We start from the raw sequence: 17744 nt of genomic DNA on the forward strand, positions 1-17744 counted from the left end.
TCAGGACGAACAGTATATTCTACAGGACAAACCCTAATTGATCATTTAGATGGCATCTAAGATCGTCGGCCATGTGAAACCATTACTCTACTATTTGACTATATTTAATAGTAAATCATCTTTCATTCATTGTGACGTCAACCTATTTTGCACCTTCTGAACCAACAATGCTTTATCGCAACGCCGACTTAACACTACTCGTCTCGGCCCATGCCGATGAGCAGGCAATAGCGTTGCTCCAGCAAACAACTTATGGTACCGAAGGTATTCGTTATCAGCAAACGGGTCAGGAGGCTAAACTAAACCGGCTAAATAATCCCTTCTTTTTTCACCTTTACCAACATCAAACGTTGATTGGATTATATTGTCTGGATCAACGGGCCGTTGGTTTTCCTGACGCTTCCATCTCGGGCTACTACGGCCGCTACCTGGCCGTTCATCAAAACGTGCAGGGACGCGGGTACGGCCAACTATTGAAAACAACGGCTGTCAACTACGTTAATCAGCATGTGTCGACTCCCCACCTGTTCTATTCCTACATCGAATCTAGGAACACCCGCTCCATGGCCGCGTCGATCAAGGAAAACTTTACATCGATAGCCAGGCTGAAAACCTTTATGTTCAGACGCTTTTCGCCCCATAAAGATACCCGCTTTATCCAGGCCTCATTAACCGACTCAAGTCGAAACTTGCAGCTAGTTCAACGTCAGTATACCGACTATGGCTTTCAGAACTTCTTGAACATCAATTATAAAAACAACTACTTTGCCCTTGAAGAAGATGGTCATCTACTCGTAGGGGTTCAGGCCAATCTAATCATCTGGAAGTTAGTCCACATCCCAGGGAAGTTCGGCTCATTCATTCACTATGTAGCTCCCTTTTTACCTGGCTTGCGTCGTTTCTTCAATCCAGCAAGACAGTCGTTTGTCGCGCTTGAAGGCGTTTATATTGCGGAAGGCCAGACACAGCTGCTACCTGTTTTGCTGGAAAGTGTACTGGCTCACTTTGATGTTTATACCGCCATGTGGCAGATTGACGAGAAGGACCCTTTAATCAATTTATTAAATAGTCCAAAGATGGGTCGCTTTAGCCAGTTTCAGCCGGGTGTTACGACGCACCTCATGGTAAAAGATCTTGACCGACCTTCCCATATTCAATTAGGTAAGGAACCGGCCTATGTATCCTGCTTTGACTATTCCTAAATGACGCTATATCCTACTGCATCTCCTTTATCCAACAAGTTCTAAGATAGGTAGTCCGGTTTCCAATGAACCAAGCCGAAACGCAATTAAAACAGTTACTCGAACGATCCCGCCAGCAGCTGACACGGCCTTTTTCTAACGTTCAACGTCGATTATTGTACGTCATTAATATTACGTACCTGATTTTAACACCCCTCTTTTTAGCGAGCGAAAAGCTGGCCACCGGCACTTACGTACCTGACAATCGGCTTTGGTTCATATACGGGCTTGTTTGGTTAGCTAACCTTATTTCGGGGATTTATGCTTTCTTCACGTTGGCTGAAAATCAACTTACTTTTTTTGGTAGACCCTTGAATCTATCAACGCTGAAACACAGCAAACGCACCGAAAATGCTCTACGCTGGATCAGTGTGGTATCCGTCATGTTCATGAGTGTAGCCAATATGCTTGGCATTGGTAATCCATCCAATGATTCGTTGTTGACCGATTTTGCCCTTGCTCACTCACTCATTGTGTTAGCGGCCATGATATTAGGACGACCGGCGATGTTCACCTGGGCAGCTGTTGTGATCGGGCTATTGGTATGGGTAACGTTTGGGAAGTTAGAGGGCTACTCCTATCGTTATAACTACCTGACACCCGATGAATCCGTTCGTTATCAAACAGCATTAACTCAACGAAAAGCTTGGGCGCTGGACCGTCAGGCCATCCTGAAGGCTAACCACCTTAATCCGCCACAAGCTTCGCGATACTTTAATACATGGTTGATTTTCATCGTCGTCGCTACGGCCACTGCCTACTATTTCGCCGGTGTTGCGCTTGATTTGTTTAAAATTATACCAGAAGTAACCGAAGATATAAAGGATGCCATTGAGGCCACTAAAGTAGCCGAAGAACGGCGTCTATTGCAACAGCAGGAAACATTGACTACTGAATTGAAAGCACTTAAGGCGCAAGTCAATCCGCACTTCCTGTACAACACGCTAAATTATTTTTATATCAGATCTCAGGAGGTGGACCCTGAACTAGCTGACTCAATCATTAAACTGTCTGGAATTATGCGCTACAGCATGCGCGAAGACTTTAATACGGCCAGACTATCCGAGGAAATAAACTACATGCAACAGTTCATTAGTCTGCACCAGGTACGGTATCCTCTGCAAATACGATTTAACGTGACCGGTGATGTAGAGTCAAAGAACATACTTCCTTTTTTGCTCATTGGCCTGGTAGAAAATGCGTTTAAACACGGCAATATGACTGACCCTAACTATCCATTTGTGGTTGACATCAAGGCCACCGATGATCGAATTGAGTTCTTTACCTCAAATCTGAAAAATAAAAAGCAGCGGTTTGAGAGCAACCATATTGGTCTCACCAACACCCGGCAACGGCTCGAGCGTGCTTATGAGCAATACTCATTCGATATTAATGAGACGGATGATACCTTTTCCTGTAACCTACTTTTACTTAATCAACGGCTATGACCTGTATAATACTCGATGACGAAGAAATTTGCGTGAATCAGCTCCGGAAGTTCATTGAAAAAGTACCCACCTTGCACCTAAAAGCTTGTTTTACAAATCCGAGTGATGCTATTGTGTACCTTGAGCGGGAAAAGGTTGACCTTGTTTTTGTAGATATGGAGATGCCCAACTTATCACTTGACGGGCTGGACTTCGTTCGAATTCTAGGCGATTCTCAGAATTACATATTTACTACGGCACACCCAAAGTATGCGTCACCAAGTTATGAACATAAAGCCATTGACTTCCTTGAAAAACCATTTTCATTTGAGCGGTTTTCAATAGCTGTTCAGCGAGCAAAACAGCTACTAGAAGGAATTAAACGAGACGATTCTCCAGCTCCAGACAACTACACATTTGTCCGGGTAGATGGCAATTTACAACGGGTTGATTTTAGCGATTTATGCTGGGTTGAAAGTGAGCGGAATGGTATCTGGTTCTATACGGAAACAAACCGCTTTCATTCCGCCTTAACTATTAGTGATATTGGGATGCGTCTACCGCAACATCAATTCTTTCGCATTCACAAATCCTATATCATTCCTGTCAATAAGGCAGAGGTGATTAATAAGTATTCGATTTGCATTCTTAGGCAGGGGAAGCTTCAGGAGATACCGATTGGAGATACATACCGAAAAGAGTTTATTACATTTATTGAAAATAAGGTGATGAAAAAGTAGAACATAATCATTGACAATTCGAACACCGTCCCATACTATCCCAGTAAATGACACTGTAACCCGACAGATCACCTACCTCAGCACTAATTTCTGCTAATACATAATCAATGTCGTTCGTGACGCTCCTGTTACCAAGATCGAGATTAATGATTGCAATGATGTTTCATGTTTCCTTCAACGGTATACGTATAATCAGCCGAAAATGGCCTATTTGGGGTTTTACGATTCATTCCATGGCTATTTACAGTTGATACGAATGTCGAAGTAAGCGAGTTGGGTGCGGAACTGTTCACAGTTCATTTTTCGCTGACGCAGAATAGCTTGACGAAGATGTTGACGTGTGTAACGACTACCTAGCATCAGACCATTAGCCTCACAAAAAGCATCCAACTGCTGCTGAGTAAATCGACTGGATGAGCCAAGTTTGAGCGTTATTTCAACTTGTTCGACGTTTGTCCGAGCGGCCAGCTTTCCGCGCAAATCAGTTATGGCTGCATGAACCGTCACCCCAAATCCCAGCTCTCCCCGGAAGCTTACACAATAATCCCAAAATTCGTTTTTTAACGCACGTTGATACAGAATGGCTCCTCCGATGCGGTGCTTTATCTGTACGGTCAGATACCCATTCCTCTGTATGGATGCAATAACCTTATCGTCGGTTAATTGGTAATTAAGCCGAAAGAATCGACCGATGGTTCTGATTAACCAGTCTCCCGACCATTTTTCAATCGGTACGCTTCTGACTAATCTTCCCCACTCTCCTCTTCCTTCATAAAAATGAACAACAGCCTGTGCGCTATCCACCAAAATTCGGTAGTCCTCTACCACCGCAAAGGCATTGGCAGATTGGTTAGTCTGTAAGTTGTTTAAAGAAGTCTCCTGCTCCATAAATCGGTGATTCCAGCCAGGCATAATATAGGCTCGGCCTAAAGCGGCCTTGCCAAATATACGCCATTTGGTGAAAGAGACCGACGGATAACGGGCGTATGAACGGAGTAGGGATAGTCGTTTTCTGTTTTATCCGCCCTTGGATGTACCAATCATCGGTATCCGATCATGGTCAAAATGGGAAGCCAAAATAGAAAACAGGCAGTTGGTTTCATGCGAACTTAATTTGTCCAGCAACTTAGTAATCATTCTACGTGCCCGGTGTAACATGGCATCGGCCATCCGACCCGGAGCTGGACAGTTAAACAATCGGCGGTTTATTCCTGACACATTTGCAGTAATCCGATGAGCAGCAAAAATGCGATCACCAATCCGCCAATAACATAATTGGAGGCAAGCAAATAAGTTCTTTTTATGATCCGGCCATACAAGTCAGCAAGCTGATAATTGATTAAGAAGTAAGGACGACTAATGAACTCTGCTAGAATAATCTTCATCGGGTTTATTCAACTGGTTGCAGTACACTAACCACCATTTCATGTTTAAGCCAAGCTTCTCACACCAACCTGATCGGCAACGGCTCGTGCTTTAGCAAAAGCCTGATTAAAATAGCCGTCCCGAAAATCTTTCATGAGTCGACTTGGGCTACTGTAAGCATATGCAATGTCCACATGAGCCAACCACGTTAGACTTTCTGTCTGCTCTGCTTGATTGAAGCTGCCAATGTCATGCCCGTTTATCAATAAGATGCTGACTATTTCAGACGCAGGCACCCCGTTATCAGGATATGTTTCGTAAACAATACCTATACTGCCTGCGGGATTAGGGCCGAATGATTCAGTTGTCCGAACTATATCACCAACTTGGTTAGCCTGGACTGTTTTTTCGTCTGATTTCATGTTTTTCATATTGAGGATAACGACTAATTAATTTTCAAAAATATGTATTTCACATTAAACTTAACACCAATAATATAAAATACATATTACATAAGCCAAAATCTGTACCTGTCGGTTAGTCCTCATCAGGTTCCTCTAAAGGCAAGCTTTCATCATCAAGCATAGACCGATTAGTCTGCGCAGATGCAAGAGAAGTAAATCCTATAAATTCCACCTGGTCAGTTAATTCCGATTGGGTCCAGGCCGGTGCCTGCAGCCTCCCCTCCTGCGTTACCCGATGCCAGAGGGCACACCCATATATAATGTGGCCAGTCGTCCGTAGGCGAAAGGCAGGTGGTAGTGGTTCCATGTAAAGCGCTTCATCATCGCAATAGGCAGCATCAGGACAATCGTCTATACTGATTGGTTGTTGTCCGGCAATGGTAAGCCGACGAGCCCCAATTTGTCGGCAAACATCGACCAGTGAATCGTTTATGTCAACGGGATATACCTTTTCTAGATAAGGGTCAATTTTCAACAGCTCAGTCATCGTTGATAAGGAGTTAAAATTGCGGCCGTCTTCTTGCAAAGACGGCCGTGTTCATTTACCATGAAAACACATAAATTGGCGCAGGCTTATAGGCTATTGGGCCTAGAAACTCAATTTCGCCAGTTACCTCCACGAGAGTTGCTTCGGGAGTTACTGTATCACCCTCCCCATTACTACCCGTCCATACGCCATTACCGTAAATAATCTGCCCAGTAGAACGCAGCCTGAACGCTACTAGGTAAGGATCATCAGGGAGAAGGTCATTGCAGAAAACTCCGTCGCCATCAGGTTGGCGGGCCATATAATCTATGGTGTCACAATCAATCCACTCATACAACTGCTCCAATGAGCCATCATGTAAAACCGAACGTACCTGCTTATTTGTAGCGTCGATCAGAAATACCGGTACAGATTGCTGAGGAGAGGGAACAGGTTTCGTTGCCATTAGTAGCGCCCGCAATAACATGACGGAGCCGCACAAAAAAATACAGAGTAAAGAGGAGCTGGACACAGTTGTCCAGCTCAAATCGCATTAGGCCAATATAGTCTGTTCATTTACCCCTTCCTGAAACTCTCCTGGCTCGGGTTCGGGAAGCATATCCACAAACGGGTTGAATACGTTTTTAGCTACCTGCGTTTTCCCCGTCTCGGTGAGCGTCTCACGACGGTACAGGTTGATTGTCTGCACGTAATTGGTCATTTCCAGGGTAATATCTTTATCAGCGGGTTTGTAGGTAAATGACGCTATGTAGTATATGCCTTTGGGCTGTATTTTGTTATTCTCCCGCTTATCCGCATTCACCGTCAGTACCACTTCATTGAGTTTGATACGGTTATAGACCAAGGGGGTTATAAGTCGCTTCAGGTTAGCCACACTGTAACCGTGAAACAAAATTTCCGAAACGCAATCGGCCTCGTCAATGAAGAATAATTCAGCCCATATTTTCAGCCCCTGACCCAAAATGTCATCCGAAAAGATACGCCAGGCGATGGGCTGAAACGACAGCGATGAACCCAACTTTTCAATATTGTTCTCATCATAATGAATGGAGAACTTGCCCTCTTTGGCATCGAAACGGTACTGTTTGGGGTTACCTGGAATGTACAGGTACTTGTCTACAACTTCACCCGTTTCAGTATCTACAATCTGAAAGGGACCGACCGGCGACCCGACAACAGAGAGATTCGCTAACGCTTGCATTGTCTTTGCCCGAAGTAACACGTCGGTGCCGCGCAATAGGAACATTATAAAGATACAGTTAAATAGGCATAAGACAAAGCTATCTACCTGTTAAACAGCAATATACATAAACCCTCCGCTCCCCTTCGTTCACCGTTCGTTTGAGGATTATTCATGCGATAAATCAACATTCTTTGCCAGCTCTAACCGTAAAAGCTTCAGGCCATAGCTAACGGTCAGTTTGTCAAGCTTAGATAGGCTCACTTCTTCCGAAGAAACGTTGATGCGCTTAATGAGGTCATTTACTAATCGCTCACACTGTTCGTGCTCAACGTATTTAATCTGTATGTCCATTTGTTGCTCAGCATCCATGTTTCATTTATTCTAGCATTGACATTGTGTTTGGCTGGTTCTCACGTAACTACATTAATTTTTGTGGCGTAGCTTTAGAAGGTGTGTTCCTCAAAGTGGGTTGAGGCCGCTCGACATTTGCTTTTTGCGTTTGAAGCTCTTCGTTCCAATCCTTTGCAAAGGGACGTTTGACAACCAGTTTGTCGGTTAGACCCCGCCATTTGATGGACAGTTTTTCAATTCGGGTCAGCATAGGGCGGTGGTTGGGCAAATGAATAGTCAGTAAGCTATGGTTTCCCTGATGCATAATAGCATCCGCCGTCGCTCGATTCATGTCCGGTGTGTACCCTTTGTTTAAGGTTGTCAACACTTTTTCTTGTAATGATTCAAGGTGCAACTTACGTTCTGCTTCTTCAACCGGTAACCCATATACGTCAATTGATAAAATGTTACTGTGTTTGTTGTGATTGATGCTCAACTGGTGATTCGCCTGCTCAATGGATTGGCCGGGAAGTTGGAGTCGACCTGACCAGCCAATATTGAAGCGAATACCGCTGTTATCATTATCGTGTCCGAGAATAACTTGCTCCGGCTTCACCCGGTCAATTAACCGTTGTACGGTAAGGGGCTGAAGTGAAGAAGGTTGCCCACCAGTAGACACATAGACCCGGTCGTAAGGTTCCTCCGGTGGGTGAAGCTGGTGATAGGACAAGGCGTCAATCGGACTCTCACAAATCAGCATTTCTTTGGGTTGATGGCCTTTGGGCAGATTCGACACCCAGATACTCTCCAGGCGTTCGCCCCAAGTATGTCCATTAACTAAACCCGTTGGACTGTCGTTTTTCAGTAAAATGGCCGTGATGCCCTGTTCACTCTCCATTGGGAATACTGTGTTGATAACCGTTTCCCCTGTCTTCTTACTAACAAACGTCTTGTTGAAAATTTTGCCAATAAACGCCCGGTGGCCAATTGTATCGATCGTTAATCCTCGCTTTTCCATGAGATAATCCGTGTTCGTTAACGGATCAAGCCTGAAGTAATGAGACATGGCCTTACTTCGGGTCGCTTCAGCGGGCGGCTGACTTTCAACCGTACCAGTGGAACGGCTATTAGCAAGGTGTGATAAATCACCCGTGTACCGGCCAATAAACTCGTGAAGCTGCTGCCAGCCCTCCCGTGTTGCCGTGTCGATGTGTAGTTTATCAATTACATAATCAACAATCGTCCCCCGATCACGGCGGTCCTCTGGGTTATAATAAAAGTATTCGTTTGTTTTTTGATTGTTGCCGATGATGAGCTTTCGACCTTCAGCGTTTTCAAGCACTGGCCAGCGCCGGGTCGATTTTCGCCGGTCCTTCGTGAAACCTTCTGTCTCCAGAAACTGCACCAGGTCAATCTTCTGCTTGTAGTCGGATAACTGCGGCTTTGTAGTCAGCATACGTGTATGTTAGTTGGTGATAACGTTGAGAGAAGTTGCTTAGGGATTTGCTTTAGGTGCCCGCTTTGTCCGAGGAGCGGTGGCCGTTTTGCCCTGATTTGTATCGTGGTTGCCTATGCTGTCAGATGCGGTAGCCGAACCGTTGTTCTCGGACGTACCGTTTGGGATGTGGTCGAAACGTAGGCCTCGGCTTGCCGCTGATACGCGCACATAAGCCGAAAAAGCTGTGCCGGCTTTACTGGTCATGTTATCGAGCCGAATGGCCTTTCCCTGAATCAGCCGCTGTTTTTGCAAACCATTAAGCGTTACTCCTTTCAAGTGGGACATCCGCTCAATTTTCGGTCGAATTACATCTGCACGAAGTACCGTAAGTGTCTTCGTGTCTTTGTCAACGCCAATGAAGCCGGTGAACTTTTGGCCACTCTGCTTGTCGATCAGTTCAGCTACCCGGCCCATGTCGCCGTACTTATGAAGATTAGCTTTATCCTTTTCAGAGAAGATATGCCCCAGGTAACTTTCTTTGAGAGTCAACTTCTGCTGAACGTCCTGAAGTACAAGTTGTGGGCCGTCGTCTGGTGTATTTAACACATACAGCTTACCAGTATTGCCATCACTCGTTGTGACGACATCCGTTTTTTGGCCATTGAGCAATCGCTTTGCGTTCTCCTCGGTTAGCTCGACCGCAAACTGACGGTTTGCCTCTTCGAGTAGTGAATCAGGGTATCGAGTTTCTACTACCACTGGTTGAAGTTGATCGTTTACTACAGGCTTTTCAGTTACAGGTGACCCACCCGAAACAAGCCTTGCCTGACGCAGATTGACAAACTGACCTGTACCCGGTAAAGTACCGGCGATAGACACAACCTTAGGTGACTCCCCCTGGTTGAAAACCGTCATATGAAATTGACGATTAGCATACCCGTAACCAATGAGTGGCATGCTCGGGTCATAGTGACTATAAAGTATGGTTTCAATGGTGCGTATCGCTTCCCGATAACCCAACCGGTAAAGATTCATTTCTGTAGGACAATCGGGATCACCAACTAAGAGCAAAGGCTGTTTCCAGCTTATGGCCCTGAGCACAGGGAAAAAAAGCGGTTCGTCTCGACGGTACTTCTCCTCAATCAATTCGACGGCCGATTGGTCATTAAAAATGTATACCTCTACCTCCCGTTCCTTTCGTATGTCAGAAGGTTTGTACTGATTTATCGTGTAGCGAATTGACGCGGATAAAGCACAATACACATTGATCTGCGGATCAATTGGTAAACGCTGATACAGATCCTGGATGTGAGATGTATTCTCAAATCTCAATTCGATTGAAGGTGGTTGACTAGTTGAATCAATTTCAGATACATACCGGATCGGCTCCTCCACAGGGTTGTCGCCGATTAGTAATTGGCGAATCTCATTAAGAATGGCCTTCCCTACCAGATCAAGCACCTGCTGTGCCATTGAAGCCCTCGCTTGCGCTGTGACTTTCGGTCCTACATGCATACAACTATATTGTTAGTTTACCCTATTTTTGGACTTTTCTGCTTTTTCACTTTCTTGGGTTTAGCCTCCTCCCCTAGTGGCTTCGGCGCGTCCTGTTTTTTCTGTTTGGCTGGCTTGGGTGCTTCGATCCGTTGCGCGGCTGCCTGCTTTAGTTCTTCCTTTGGCTGAATCGTTTTCTTCCCACCAGCCCCATCTCCTTTGAGTTGGTGTACGGGTTTGGTTAGGTCTTGGGCTGTCTTCTGATCGACCGTCTGTTTGACCAAGTTATCTGGAATTTTCGCGAATGTGAGCGAGCGTTTGGCCGCCGAAACCTGCACATAAGCGTTGAAGGTTTGATCATTATTACTAGTCATTCCTTCCAGCTTGATGGCCCTTCCCTGCTCTAAGTTTTTTTGCTGAGGTTTAGTCAGTGTTATCCCTTTGATCGTCTGCGGGATGTGTAGGCGCTCGGCTCGGAGGACCGTCAGGCTTTTGGTGTCTTTATCAACTCCAATGTATCCAACGAACGGCTTGCCAGTCATTTTATCGGTCAGGTCTACCCGCTTTCCCATCTCCCCGTTTTTTTCTAGATTTTGCTTGTCACGGGCTGTCAACTCATAGCCGAGAAATTCTTTCGGTAGCAGCAATTGCTTACGCTCGGGCTGTATACCGACAATTGGCCCATTATCTGGCGTATTGACGATGTACAGTTTCCCGGATATTTGAAAGGGTTTACCTTCCTCACCCGCCTGCGTCAGCTTCATCAACCCGGTCTTTCTACCATTGAGCAAATCATCAAGGTGGCCAGCTTTTTCTAAATCCTGTCGGGTCACCCCAACCTTTTCGAATTGAGTGGCAACTTCCGCCCACTGGTAGCGAGTTGGCCGACTCATTACGGGAACATCTACGCCCGGTGTGTTTGTCTCGTTCATGGATATAACTTGAGTTTGATTATTTACGATTGATTGAGTAGTCGATTGAAGCGATATACCGGCAGTTGTGGTCGCTCCATCGGTCGCGGGCTTACGTTCCATCGCCGTATTGACCGATTGGCTCTCAGCAGACAGATGCCTCTCGGTTATAGCTGGTGCCTCAGCAAATGAACTGATATGACCTTGGAAAGTCTGGGCGATTGTAGATTGGGGAACTTGTGCATCTGCCTGGTTGACAGTTCCCAACCGTTCCCCTACCTGAGACGGTTTTGTGGAAGAGTCCAGTTGGCGTACTATGTCATACGGTTCCCGATTGTCAGACGTCGCTTTTGCTGGCGCAATCCAGTCACTTATGGACTGCCGCAGACGTTGCCAGGCGGTTAAAGAGGGGCCAGATTCCTGGAGTAACTGAAATGATGGAGTCTCGACAGGCTTAACTTTTTCAGAACCTACTTCCTGGATTGGCTGAAGACGGTCATTGCTCTGGAGCTGGCCTTTCAGTTCTTTATGTTGACGTTCCAGATCGGTAATAAATCGGCTCATCTGCTCATGGTTAAGCTGAGCATTGTGCAGGAAGTTGGCTAGAAACCCACCATTAATGTCTAGGTGTAATGTCACAGGACTTACCTGAGTACGCATTAATGGCGTACCCAACTCCCCTACTTGTTCATTACGAGATTGGGTTTCAGCTATACGCCCGGGCGTATTGACTACATCAATGCGGTACGTCTCTTTTGGATCAATGAACGAAAGAGGCAAACCCTTTGCCGTTTCATGGATCTCCCACAGGTAATCAGTGAGTTTAGCACGGTCGGTTTCAGGTGCTGTTTGGGTACGTTCTTCAACGCGTTTAGCCAGGTCCGCTTTTTTTAGCGTCTCGTCATACAGGCATCGGGTGATCTCCTCGTCCGAAAGCAAGCCATCGTTAACCAAGTATCCCCTCAACTGTTCATACTGTGCGGGTAGCACCAGTTGGTATTGTTGCGTTTCTAATCGCTCAAATTCCTGTAGTTGCGCTGCTTCCAGGCGTGTGCGCTCAATGTGTTTAGGCTCTACCGTGCTTTCGGTAATAGGCATCGGCTCCATATATATTATGTGTTGCTTCAGGCAAAATTAATGTTTTTATATATTTTTCATATAATTTTATTATAAATAATTTATTATATATATTAAATATGAAAGTAAAGATCATGGCGGCAACCACCGCGCTTTTACTAATGTCTATAAATTCCGTTCACGCACAGGTCCTTTTCGCTGCTCCTGCTTTACCCCTGGATACATCAACAACCCGGCAGGGCCGGGCCAGCTTTCGAGTTAGCTGCTTCGAATCAACAATAAACTTTCAACATGAAGGTTCTCCCGAAAGGCTGCTAATCAATCCGGATATAGACTCACTGCTGGCCTGTTTCACAGATAGTATTTTTAAGGGGTTTAATGCGGTTAAACATTCCGTTGGAAATCCTACCCACCAGTTACAGTTTATACCAGCTATACCCCCCCTACGATTAGTATCCTGGCGGGAATACCGCGTTACGAGTAAGTTTGGCTGGCGGACTCATCCAATTGGCGGGAATACTAGCCATCACAACGGACTCGATATAGCTCAACCAAGCGGCACACCCGTTTATGCAACCGCCTTTGGCGTTGTAAAATGGGTAAAGCGGGAAATGGATGGATTGGGACTAGCCGTTTGTGTTGAGCACCCAACGGGTTATGAGTCCATCTATGGACATCTTTCCACTCATGCGGTCCGTGAGCGGGATGTCGTCCAACGAGGTGCGTTAGTTGGACAGGTAGGTAGTACGGGTCGCTCTACAGGACCGCACTTACACTATGCAATACTATTTCAGGGCAAGCCTGTTGACCCCGAACGGTATTGTTTTTTATGGATCAAGCTGGCCCGCGCCGAACTAACCCAAATACAACAGCATCGGTCGGACGGGCAAGGTTTCATTCCAAAGAGTACCAAAGGAACGATTAAACGAGATTGAGCAACCAATTTTTCATGGCTTTTGCTCGACCTTATTTATTTCTTCCATAAACTGATGGAGCAGGGCAAGTCGTTGGGCTTCGCGCTGATCATTAATACGCTGCCGCTTGACTACTTCATTAGTGAACATAGGTACGTTCGGCTCATCCTCCTGTTCGGGATTGAACAGCCACTCGTGACTCACCTTGTGGCGTTTTACGTAGTAGAGAGCAATAAGCGTGAACATTTCACGCGAGACTTTCAGCCCGTTCTCCAGACGATAGGTCAGATTCTGTGTGGTACCAAACTCATCGGCTAGCTCCTGCTGACTCATCTTCAGGAATTCACGTACTTTAGCCATACGCCGGGCTATAAGTGCTGCATAGGCTTCATTTTCCTTTTCTAATTGCTCCATTACTGGTGATATACGGTCATTACTCATCTTTAGGTTGCAGGTTTTCGACCAAGTGCTTCAATGCTGGATCATTGGTCAGCCGCTCAATTTCGGATTGAATTAACGCAGAAATTTCCTTTTTTACCCCGTTGTAATTTGTCTCCAACATATAACTTAGTTGATGGTCAGAGATTTGAGCAAATTCAGCACCAGGCGGAATGGGCTTTACCCGCTCTAATTCAGCAATCATCGCCGGTTCTACCAGTAGCCTGGCATGAAATATTTTCTGCTTAATAGCCTCATCGAAGTTGTCAGCAACCGCTCCGACAAAATGTCCCTGCGACAAATTTGAGATTTTTGATTCGGGTATCACCGAATCCAGATTCTCGGAAATAGACAAGTTAGTATCCCGTTCCGTGAACGAGAGTGAGTGTCTAACCTGTTTATTTTTCCCAAACCGACTGGACATGGTCTTAGCCGTTTCACCTAGTACCTGACCCGAAAACACATTTCCGATCGTATTGAAGATGGTAGTAGCCTCCTTGTCGCCGTAATCACGTTTTAACTGGCTCAGGTCCTGCAAGCCCAAACAGGTGGACACCTTGTTACTCCGTGCGGTCGCAATCAGGTTGTCTAACCCCCGGAAATAAATAGTGGGTAACTCGTCGATGATCAGTGACGATTTTAACCTGCCTTTCTTGTTGACGAGCTTGATCAGCCTGGCGTTGAAGAGACCCAGTGCAGCTCCATACACTTCCTGACGTTCCGGGTTATTGCCTACACATAGCACTTTGGGGTCGTCCGGATTGTTAATGTCCAGGCTAAAATCATTACCCGTCATAACCCAGTAAAGCGCCGGGCTGGAGAGTCGAGAAAGTGGTATCCGCGCAGAAGCAATCTGACCCTCTAATTGCTCATAAGCCTCATTTCTGAGGGCACTCGCGAAGGGCTTAAGTAGGTTTTCAATTTCGGGTTCCGATTGTAGGATTGGGAAGAGCTCGCGGTATTCAGCCCCGGCAAATTCAATGACATGGGGAAACGTGCAGTAGCGTTGACCGTCGTCTGTCAACCCCTGCTGAGCCAAACCTCGCAATCGACGCTCATCGTATTTTTTGAGGTACCAGATAACGGCCGTTAGAAAGTTCATTGGCGACTCCACGAAGAAGTCGCCTTGTTTCTGAATCCACGATTTATTGAGGTTCAAAAGAATGGTTCGAGCTGCTTCCTGTGCGTCAATAATATCAGACATCAGCTCTGGCAGCAATGGGTTACACCGGTTCGAGCGCCGAGGATCATCAAAGTTGATGACGTAAAATGTCGGCATCCGTTTGAACGCCCGACGATTTTTCTGTAAATAATGGTAGGCGATATTTGACAGATCGGGAAATTTGTAATCGTAGATGTACATGGTAAACCCCTTTTCAAGATGTTGCCGTATGAAGTTATTTACTACAGCAAACGACTTTCCTGACCCAGGCGTACCCATGACTAACGTTGCCCGAAACGGATTGACTACGTTTACCCACCCCTTCCGAAACTTCTTCTTCACATGGTATTCTGTTGGAATATTGACCGAGTATTCATTCTGTTTCAACTCTGCCTCCTGCTCGAACGACTCGTTTTCGTCATTGAACGCATCTTCTCCAATCTTCACACCTAGAATCTGATTTGCGTAACTGCCTGCCTTGATCAGCAGCAAATAGCCGATCAGCGTTGTTACTAAGTAAGCTCCGTTACGGGCCTCAGCTGACAGCCACGCCACCCGAAGAAGTTTTCCATTCAACAATAACAATGCCCCGCCAATAATACTGGCCCAGGTAACATGTGCCCAGGTTACGTTTAGCTGCTTACGCGTTTTGTTACCAAACGTCCATATTCCGAGTAGCAATAAGGCGGCTAGCTTGGAATAAATGGGGTGTGAAAAAAGGTGGGTTGCCCGGTCAATACTCAATATGAATCGGTCCAGTAGGGCAAAGCTGAACCCTATTGATTGTAGCGTGTCGTAGCAGAAGAAATACAGATGAAACCCAATCAGTGCTAGCGACATGAATAGGAGCATGTTAAGAATGCCCCTATACTCTTTGTCCTGCGTTCCCATTTGACGTTGACTTAGCGATTAATATTGAACAAACTTGTTTCTATCGCTAATATATGATTTATATTATTTTCATCAACACTATGTCTCCAAGTGCTAAATTTGGCTCATACAGGTACACAACAAGCCTCGCTCCATATAAATAATATATTATTTGTTCACATACGGCGAATCTTTTTTGTCAGATTTTTTTTCTGCTTTTTCTTCACTTTACCCTGAACTTGCTCCTCTCCCGCTGGTTTTTCTGGCAGCCCTGCAGTCTGATCCAATACTACTGAGATTTTCGTTTGCTTCTCGCTTTTCTCCTCAACCACCTTGTTCTTACTTTGGACGGTCGTTGATTCCGTGAACCTTGTAGCTTCTCGTTTATGTGCCCTTGTCTCACTCGTAGCAACTAGGTTTTGTTTTCGAACGATAGAATCTTGAGGACTTTGGCTTACTGGTTTCGACTTTTCAACAGGTTTGCGCTCTGTCTGCTCTGAAAAGTTTTTCACCAACACTTCTCTGCTGAATTGCTTTTCTAACTCAGTTTCGTGTATAACAGCTCTGGTCTGGTTGCGTATGTAGAGGTAAGCTCCATCCGTTTCTCGTATTTCGATGCTGAGTTGGCGTAACGTCTGTTTAAACTCGGTCTCTGTCAAGCTTCGGTAAAGGGCTAATCGCTTTTCAATCAGGCTTTCTACTACTCTACACTCTTTTTTGTGTTGATCTTCTCGATTTGAGAATAGCTCTGTTAACCTAGCATATGTTGGTCGACTTGGCAGATTGCTTGCTTTTATGGGTCGATTATCAGCACCCCCAGAGTTAACATGTTGGTAAGTGATTCCTGATTGGCTACGCCCAGCTTTCGTATTCATTACAATCCCTTCACAACTCAAGTATTGCTTGAAGCTGTTCACCGATCCGAATGAGTACGTCTCCAATGTCCTTTTTACCTTCTCGTCAACTGTCAGCCTGGTCGAATGTTGTTCAGCACCTAACTCCTCCCCAACCCTACCTGGCTCTCTAGTCACGAATGGGCGTTCGGCCTGCACCAAACCGTATTTCGTTTCGAGTCGACGACGTACTTTTTGCAAACGGTTTTTGATGAATGTATCCGTGATTTTACGCCCTTCTGCATCCACCGCAACGCTCACCACGTGAATATGCGGGTGTTTCGTATCATAATGCTGGTACATCAGATAAGGCTGTTTACCAAACCCTATTTCCCTCATTACCTCACCCCCTATGGCTTGCAGTTGATCGACTGCTACCACTTCTTTGGGATGAAAAGCAACGGCTAAATGCACCGATGGTTTTTGAATGCTAGGATTGAGACGTGCATACTGTTCGAGCAGTTGAAGCCTGAACCGCGCATATTTTTGGGCCTTCTCATTATCGGGGTAGTTGGCGATTTGGATACGCTCAGCCTCTCCCTGCTCCACTTTCTGCTCATTGTACCGGAACGCTCCTGCTACATCTTTTCCAGTCAAGATTCGTATAACCATGCTGTGATCTGTTCAATGGTTTCCTGAATCCTAAGAAGCTCTTCGCTTAGCTTATTGCCAACAATAGACTGGGCTTCCTCCTTCCGATCTTCTTCGATTATCTCAGAGATCAGCTGCAATTGGCGTCCCCTTTCCTGTAAATTGATGATGATTGTCAGTAGCAATTCATCTGGTTTCGGTCCCCTGCTTTGCTTGTCTGACAACAATATTTGCTTGAGAAATTGAGCAAACGCGAGCTTACTGCCTGCTTTCATTTGCACATATTTTGCCTGTATTTGACTATTCTCAATAGGAGTTACCCAGCAGTTAAGTTTGATAGTTGATCTCTCTGAGTCGATTTTAGGAGGTCTTCCCCCTCTACGTTGGCCTGTTTTTCTGTTTTCCACCTTTGCGTTGTACGCTGCGTACAGTTGATTTTCAACTTATTTTCCATTCTGTTCTGAGTGAGAATGAAAGCAGGGCAGTTTCGCGGGTAGCAAAACACATCTTGCAAATACGTCCTAGTGAGGTGTTATGTATTCAGATGGCCGGTACAAATATGCTTCTGTTCTATCTTTTATCAAAGTGACGTTGTTGTGCTTAATACAATATATTATTTAAGATAGAACTTACTAGCCTTGTCCTTTCTTATCTTTTCATGTTCGAAGAAATGTAACGTGTTTCAAGCGAAATAGACTGTAAGCATTTAATAACCAGCA

17 protein-coding genes are annotated in these 17744 nt (G+C 45.5%); 4 read left to right on the top strand and 13 right to left on the bottom strand.

Translation table 11 applies throughout. From position 1 onward, the window contains the following. The first annotated feature begins 167 nt into the window (after nucleotides 1-167). From LQ777_RS28565 to LQ777_RS28575, 3 genes are all read left to right on the top strand, one after another. Entirely contained in the window at nucleotides 168-1202 is a 1035-nt protein-coding gene (locus LQ777_RS28565) for a GNAT family N-acetyltransferase (protein WP_232563714.1), read from the top strand. A 65-nt stretch (nucleotides 1203-1267) separates the two neighbouring features. Next, nucleotides 1268-2689, top strand: a complete 1422-nt coding sequence (locus LQ777_RS28570) for a sensor histidine kinase (protein WP_232563715.1) — start codon at nucleotides 1268-1270, stop codon at nucleotides 2687-2689. Next, nucleotides 2686-3408 carry a LytR/AlgR family response regulator transcription factor gene (locus tag LQ777_RS28575; protein WP_232563716.1) on the top strand — a complete coding sequence of 241 codons (723 nt, stop codon included), beginning with the start codon at nucleotides 2686-2688 and terminating at the stop codon, nucleotides 3406-3408. The genes LQ777_RS28570 and LQ777_RS28575 overlap by 4 nt, the downstream gene beginning before the upstream one ends. A gap of 237 nt (nucleotides 3409-3645) precedes the next feature. On the opposite strand, the gene LQ777_RS28580 is transcribed toward LQ777_RS28575, so the two are convergent. The 9 genes from LQ777_RS28580 to LQ777_RS28620 form a co-directional block, all read right to left on the bottom strand. Next, the gene (locus LQ777_RS28580; protein WP_232563717.1) at nucleotides 3646-4320 is read right to left on the bottom strand and encodes a hypothetical protein; all 675 of its coding nucleotides are present in this window, start codon (nucleotides 4318-4320) and stop codon (nucleotides 3646-3648) included. Nucleotides 4321-4838: 518 nt separating this feature from the next. After that, complete coding sequence (locus LQ777_RS28585) at nucleotides 4839-5195, bottom strand: hypothetical protein (protein WP_232563718.1); 357 nt, start codon at nucleotides 5193-5195, stop codon at nucleotides 4839-4841. Between the two features lie 115 nt (nucleotides 5196-5310). Continuing rightward, nucleotides 5311-5724, bottom strand: a complete 414-nt coding sequence (locus tag LQ777_RS28590; RefSeq protein WP_232563719.1) for a hypothetical protein — start codon at nucleotides 5722-5724, stop codon at nucleotides 5311-5313. A 55-nt stretch (nucleotides 5725-5779) separates the two neighbouring features. Beyond that, complete coding sequence (locus tag LQ777_RS28595; protein WP_232563720.1) at nucleotides 5780-6169, bottom strand: hypothetical protein; 390 nt, start codon at nucleotides 6167-6169, stop codon at nucleotides 5780-5782. 87 nt (nucleotides 6170-6256) lie between these two features. Beyond that, a complete protein-coding gene (locus tag LQ777_RS28600; RefSeq protein ID WP_232563721.1) occupies nucleotides 6257-6970 on the bottom strand; it encodes a hypothetical protein in 714 nt (237 codons plus the stop codon). Between the two features lie 102 nt (nucleotides 6971-7072). Beyond that, nucleotides 7073-7258 (bottom strand): hypothetical protein, encoded by a 186-nt coding sequence (locus LQ777_RS28605; protein WP_232563722.1) that lies wholly within the window; start codon nucleotides 7256-7258, stop codon nucleotides 7073-7075. A 67-nt stretch (nucleotides 7259-7325) separates the two neighbouring features. Continuing rightward, nucleotides 7326-8693, bottom strand: a complete 1368-nt coding sequence (locus LQ777_RS28610; RefSeq protein WP_232563723.1) for a toprim domain-containing protein — start codon at nucleotides 8691-8693, stop codon at nucleotides 7326-7328. Between the two features lie 39 nt (nucleotides 8694-8732). Next, nucleotides 8733-10148: a DUF3945 domain-containing protein gene (locus LQ777_RS28615; protein WP_232563724.1), complete on the bottom strand. Its 1416-nt coding sequence runs from the start codon at nucleotides 10146-10148 to the stop codon at nucleotides 8733-8735. Nucleotides 10149-10207: 59 nt separating this feature from the next. After that, complete coding sequence (locus LQ777_RS28620; protein WP_232563725.1) at nucleotides 10208-12187, bottom strand: DUF3945 domain-containing protein; 1980 nt, start codon at nucleotides 12185-12187, stop codon at nucleotides 10208-10210. A gap of 131 nt (nucleotides 12188-12318) precedes the next feature. Between LQ777_RS28620 and LQ777_RS28625 the strand changes: the two genes are divergently transcribed. After that, nucleotides 12319-13092 carry a M23 family metallopeptidase gene (locus LQ777_RS28625; RefSeq protein WP_232563726.1) on the top strand — a complete coding sequence of 258 codons (774 nt, stop codon included), beginning with the start codon at nucleotides 12319-12321 and terminating at the stop codon, nucleotides 13090-13092. 12 nt (nucleotides 13093-13104) lie between these two features. On the opposite strand, the gene LQ777_RS28630 is transcribed toward LQ777_RS28625, so the two are convergent. The 4 genes from LQ777_RS28630 to LQ777_RS28645 all read right to left on the bottom strand — a co-directional run bounded on the left by LQ777_RS28630 (nucleotide 13105) and on the right by LQ777_RS28645 (nucleotide 17432). Beyond that, nucleotides 13105-13485 (bottom strand): helix-turn-helix domain-containing protein, encoded by a 381-nt coding sequence (locus tag LQ777_RS28630; RefSeq protein ID WP_232563727.1) that lies wholly within the window; start codon nucleotides 13483-13485, stop codon nucleotides 13105-13107. A gap of 19 nt (nucleotides 13486-13504) precedes the next feature. Further along, entirely contained in the window at nucleotides 13505-15562 is a 2058-nt protein-coding gene (gene mobC, locus LQ777_RS28635) for a conjugal transfer protein MobC (RefSeq protein WP_232563728.1), read from the bottom strand. Nucleotides 15563-15717: 155 nt separating this feature from the next. Next, on the bottom strand, nucleotides 15718-17046 hold the full coding sequence (locus LQ777_RS28640; RefSeq protein ID WP_232563729.1) for a relaxase/mobilization nuclease domain-containing protein: 1329 nt from the start codon (nucleotides 17044-17046) through the stop codon (nucleotides 15718-15720). Beyond that, nucleotides 17028-17432: a hypothetical protein gene (locus tag LQ777_RS28645; RefSeq protein ID WP_232563730.1), complete on the bottom strand. Its 405-nt coding sequence runs from the start codon at nucleotides 17430-17432 to the stop codon at nucleotides 17028-17030. Before LQ777_RS28645 ends, LQ777_RS28640 begins: the two co-directional genes overlap by 19 nt. Between the last annotated feature and the right edge of the window lie 312 nt (nucleotides 17433-17744).

Origin of the sequence: Spirosoma oryzicola, from assembly GCF_021233055.1 — a bacterium.
Taxonomy (GTDB): Bacteria; Bacteroidota; Bacteroidia; order Cytophagales; family Spirosomataceae; genus Spirosoma; species Spirosoma oryzicola.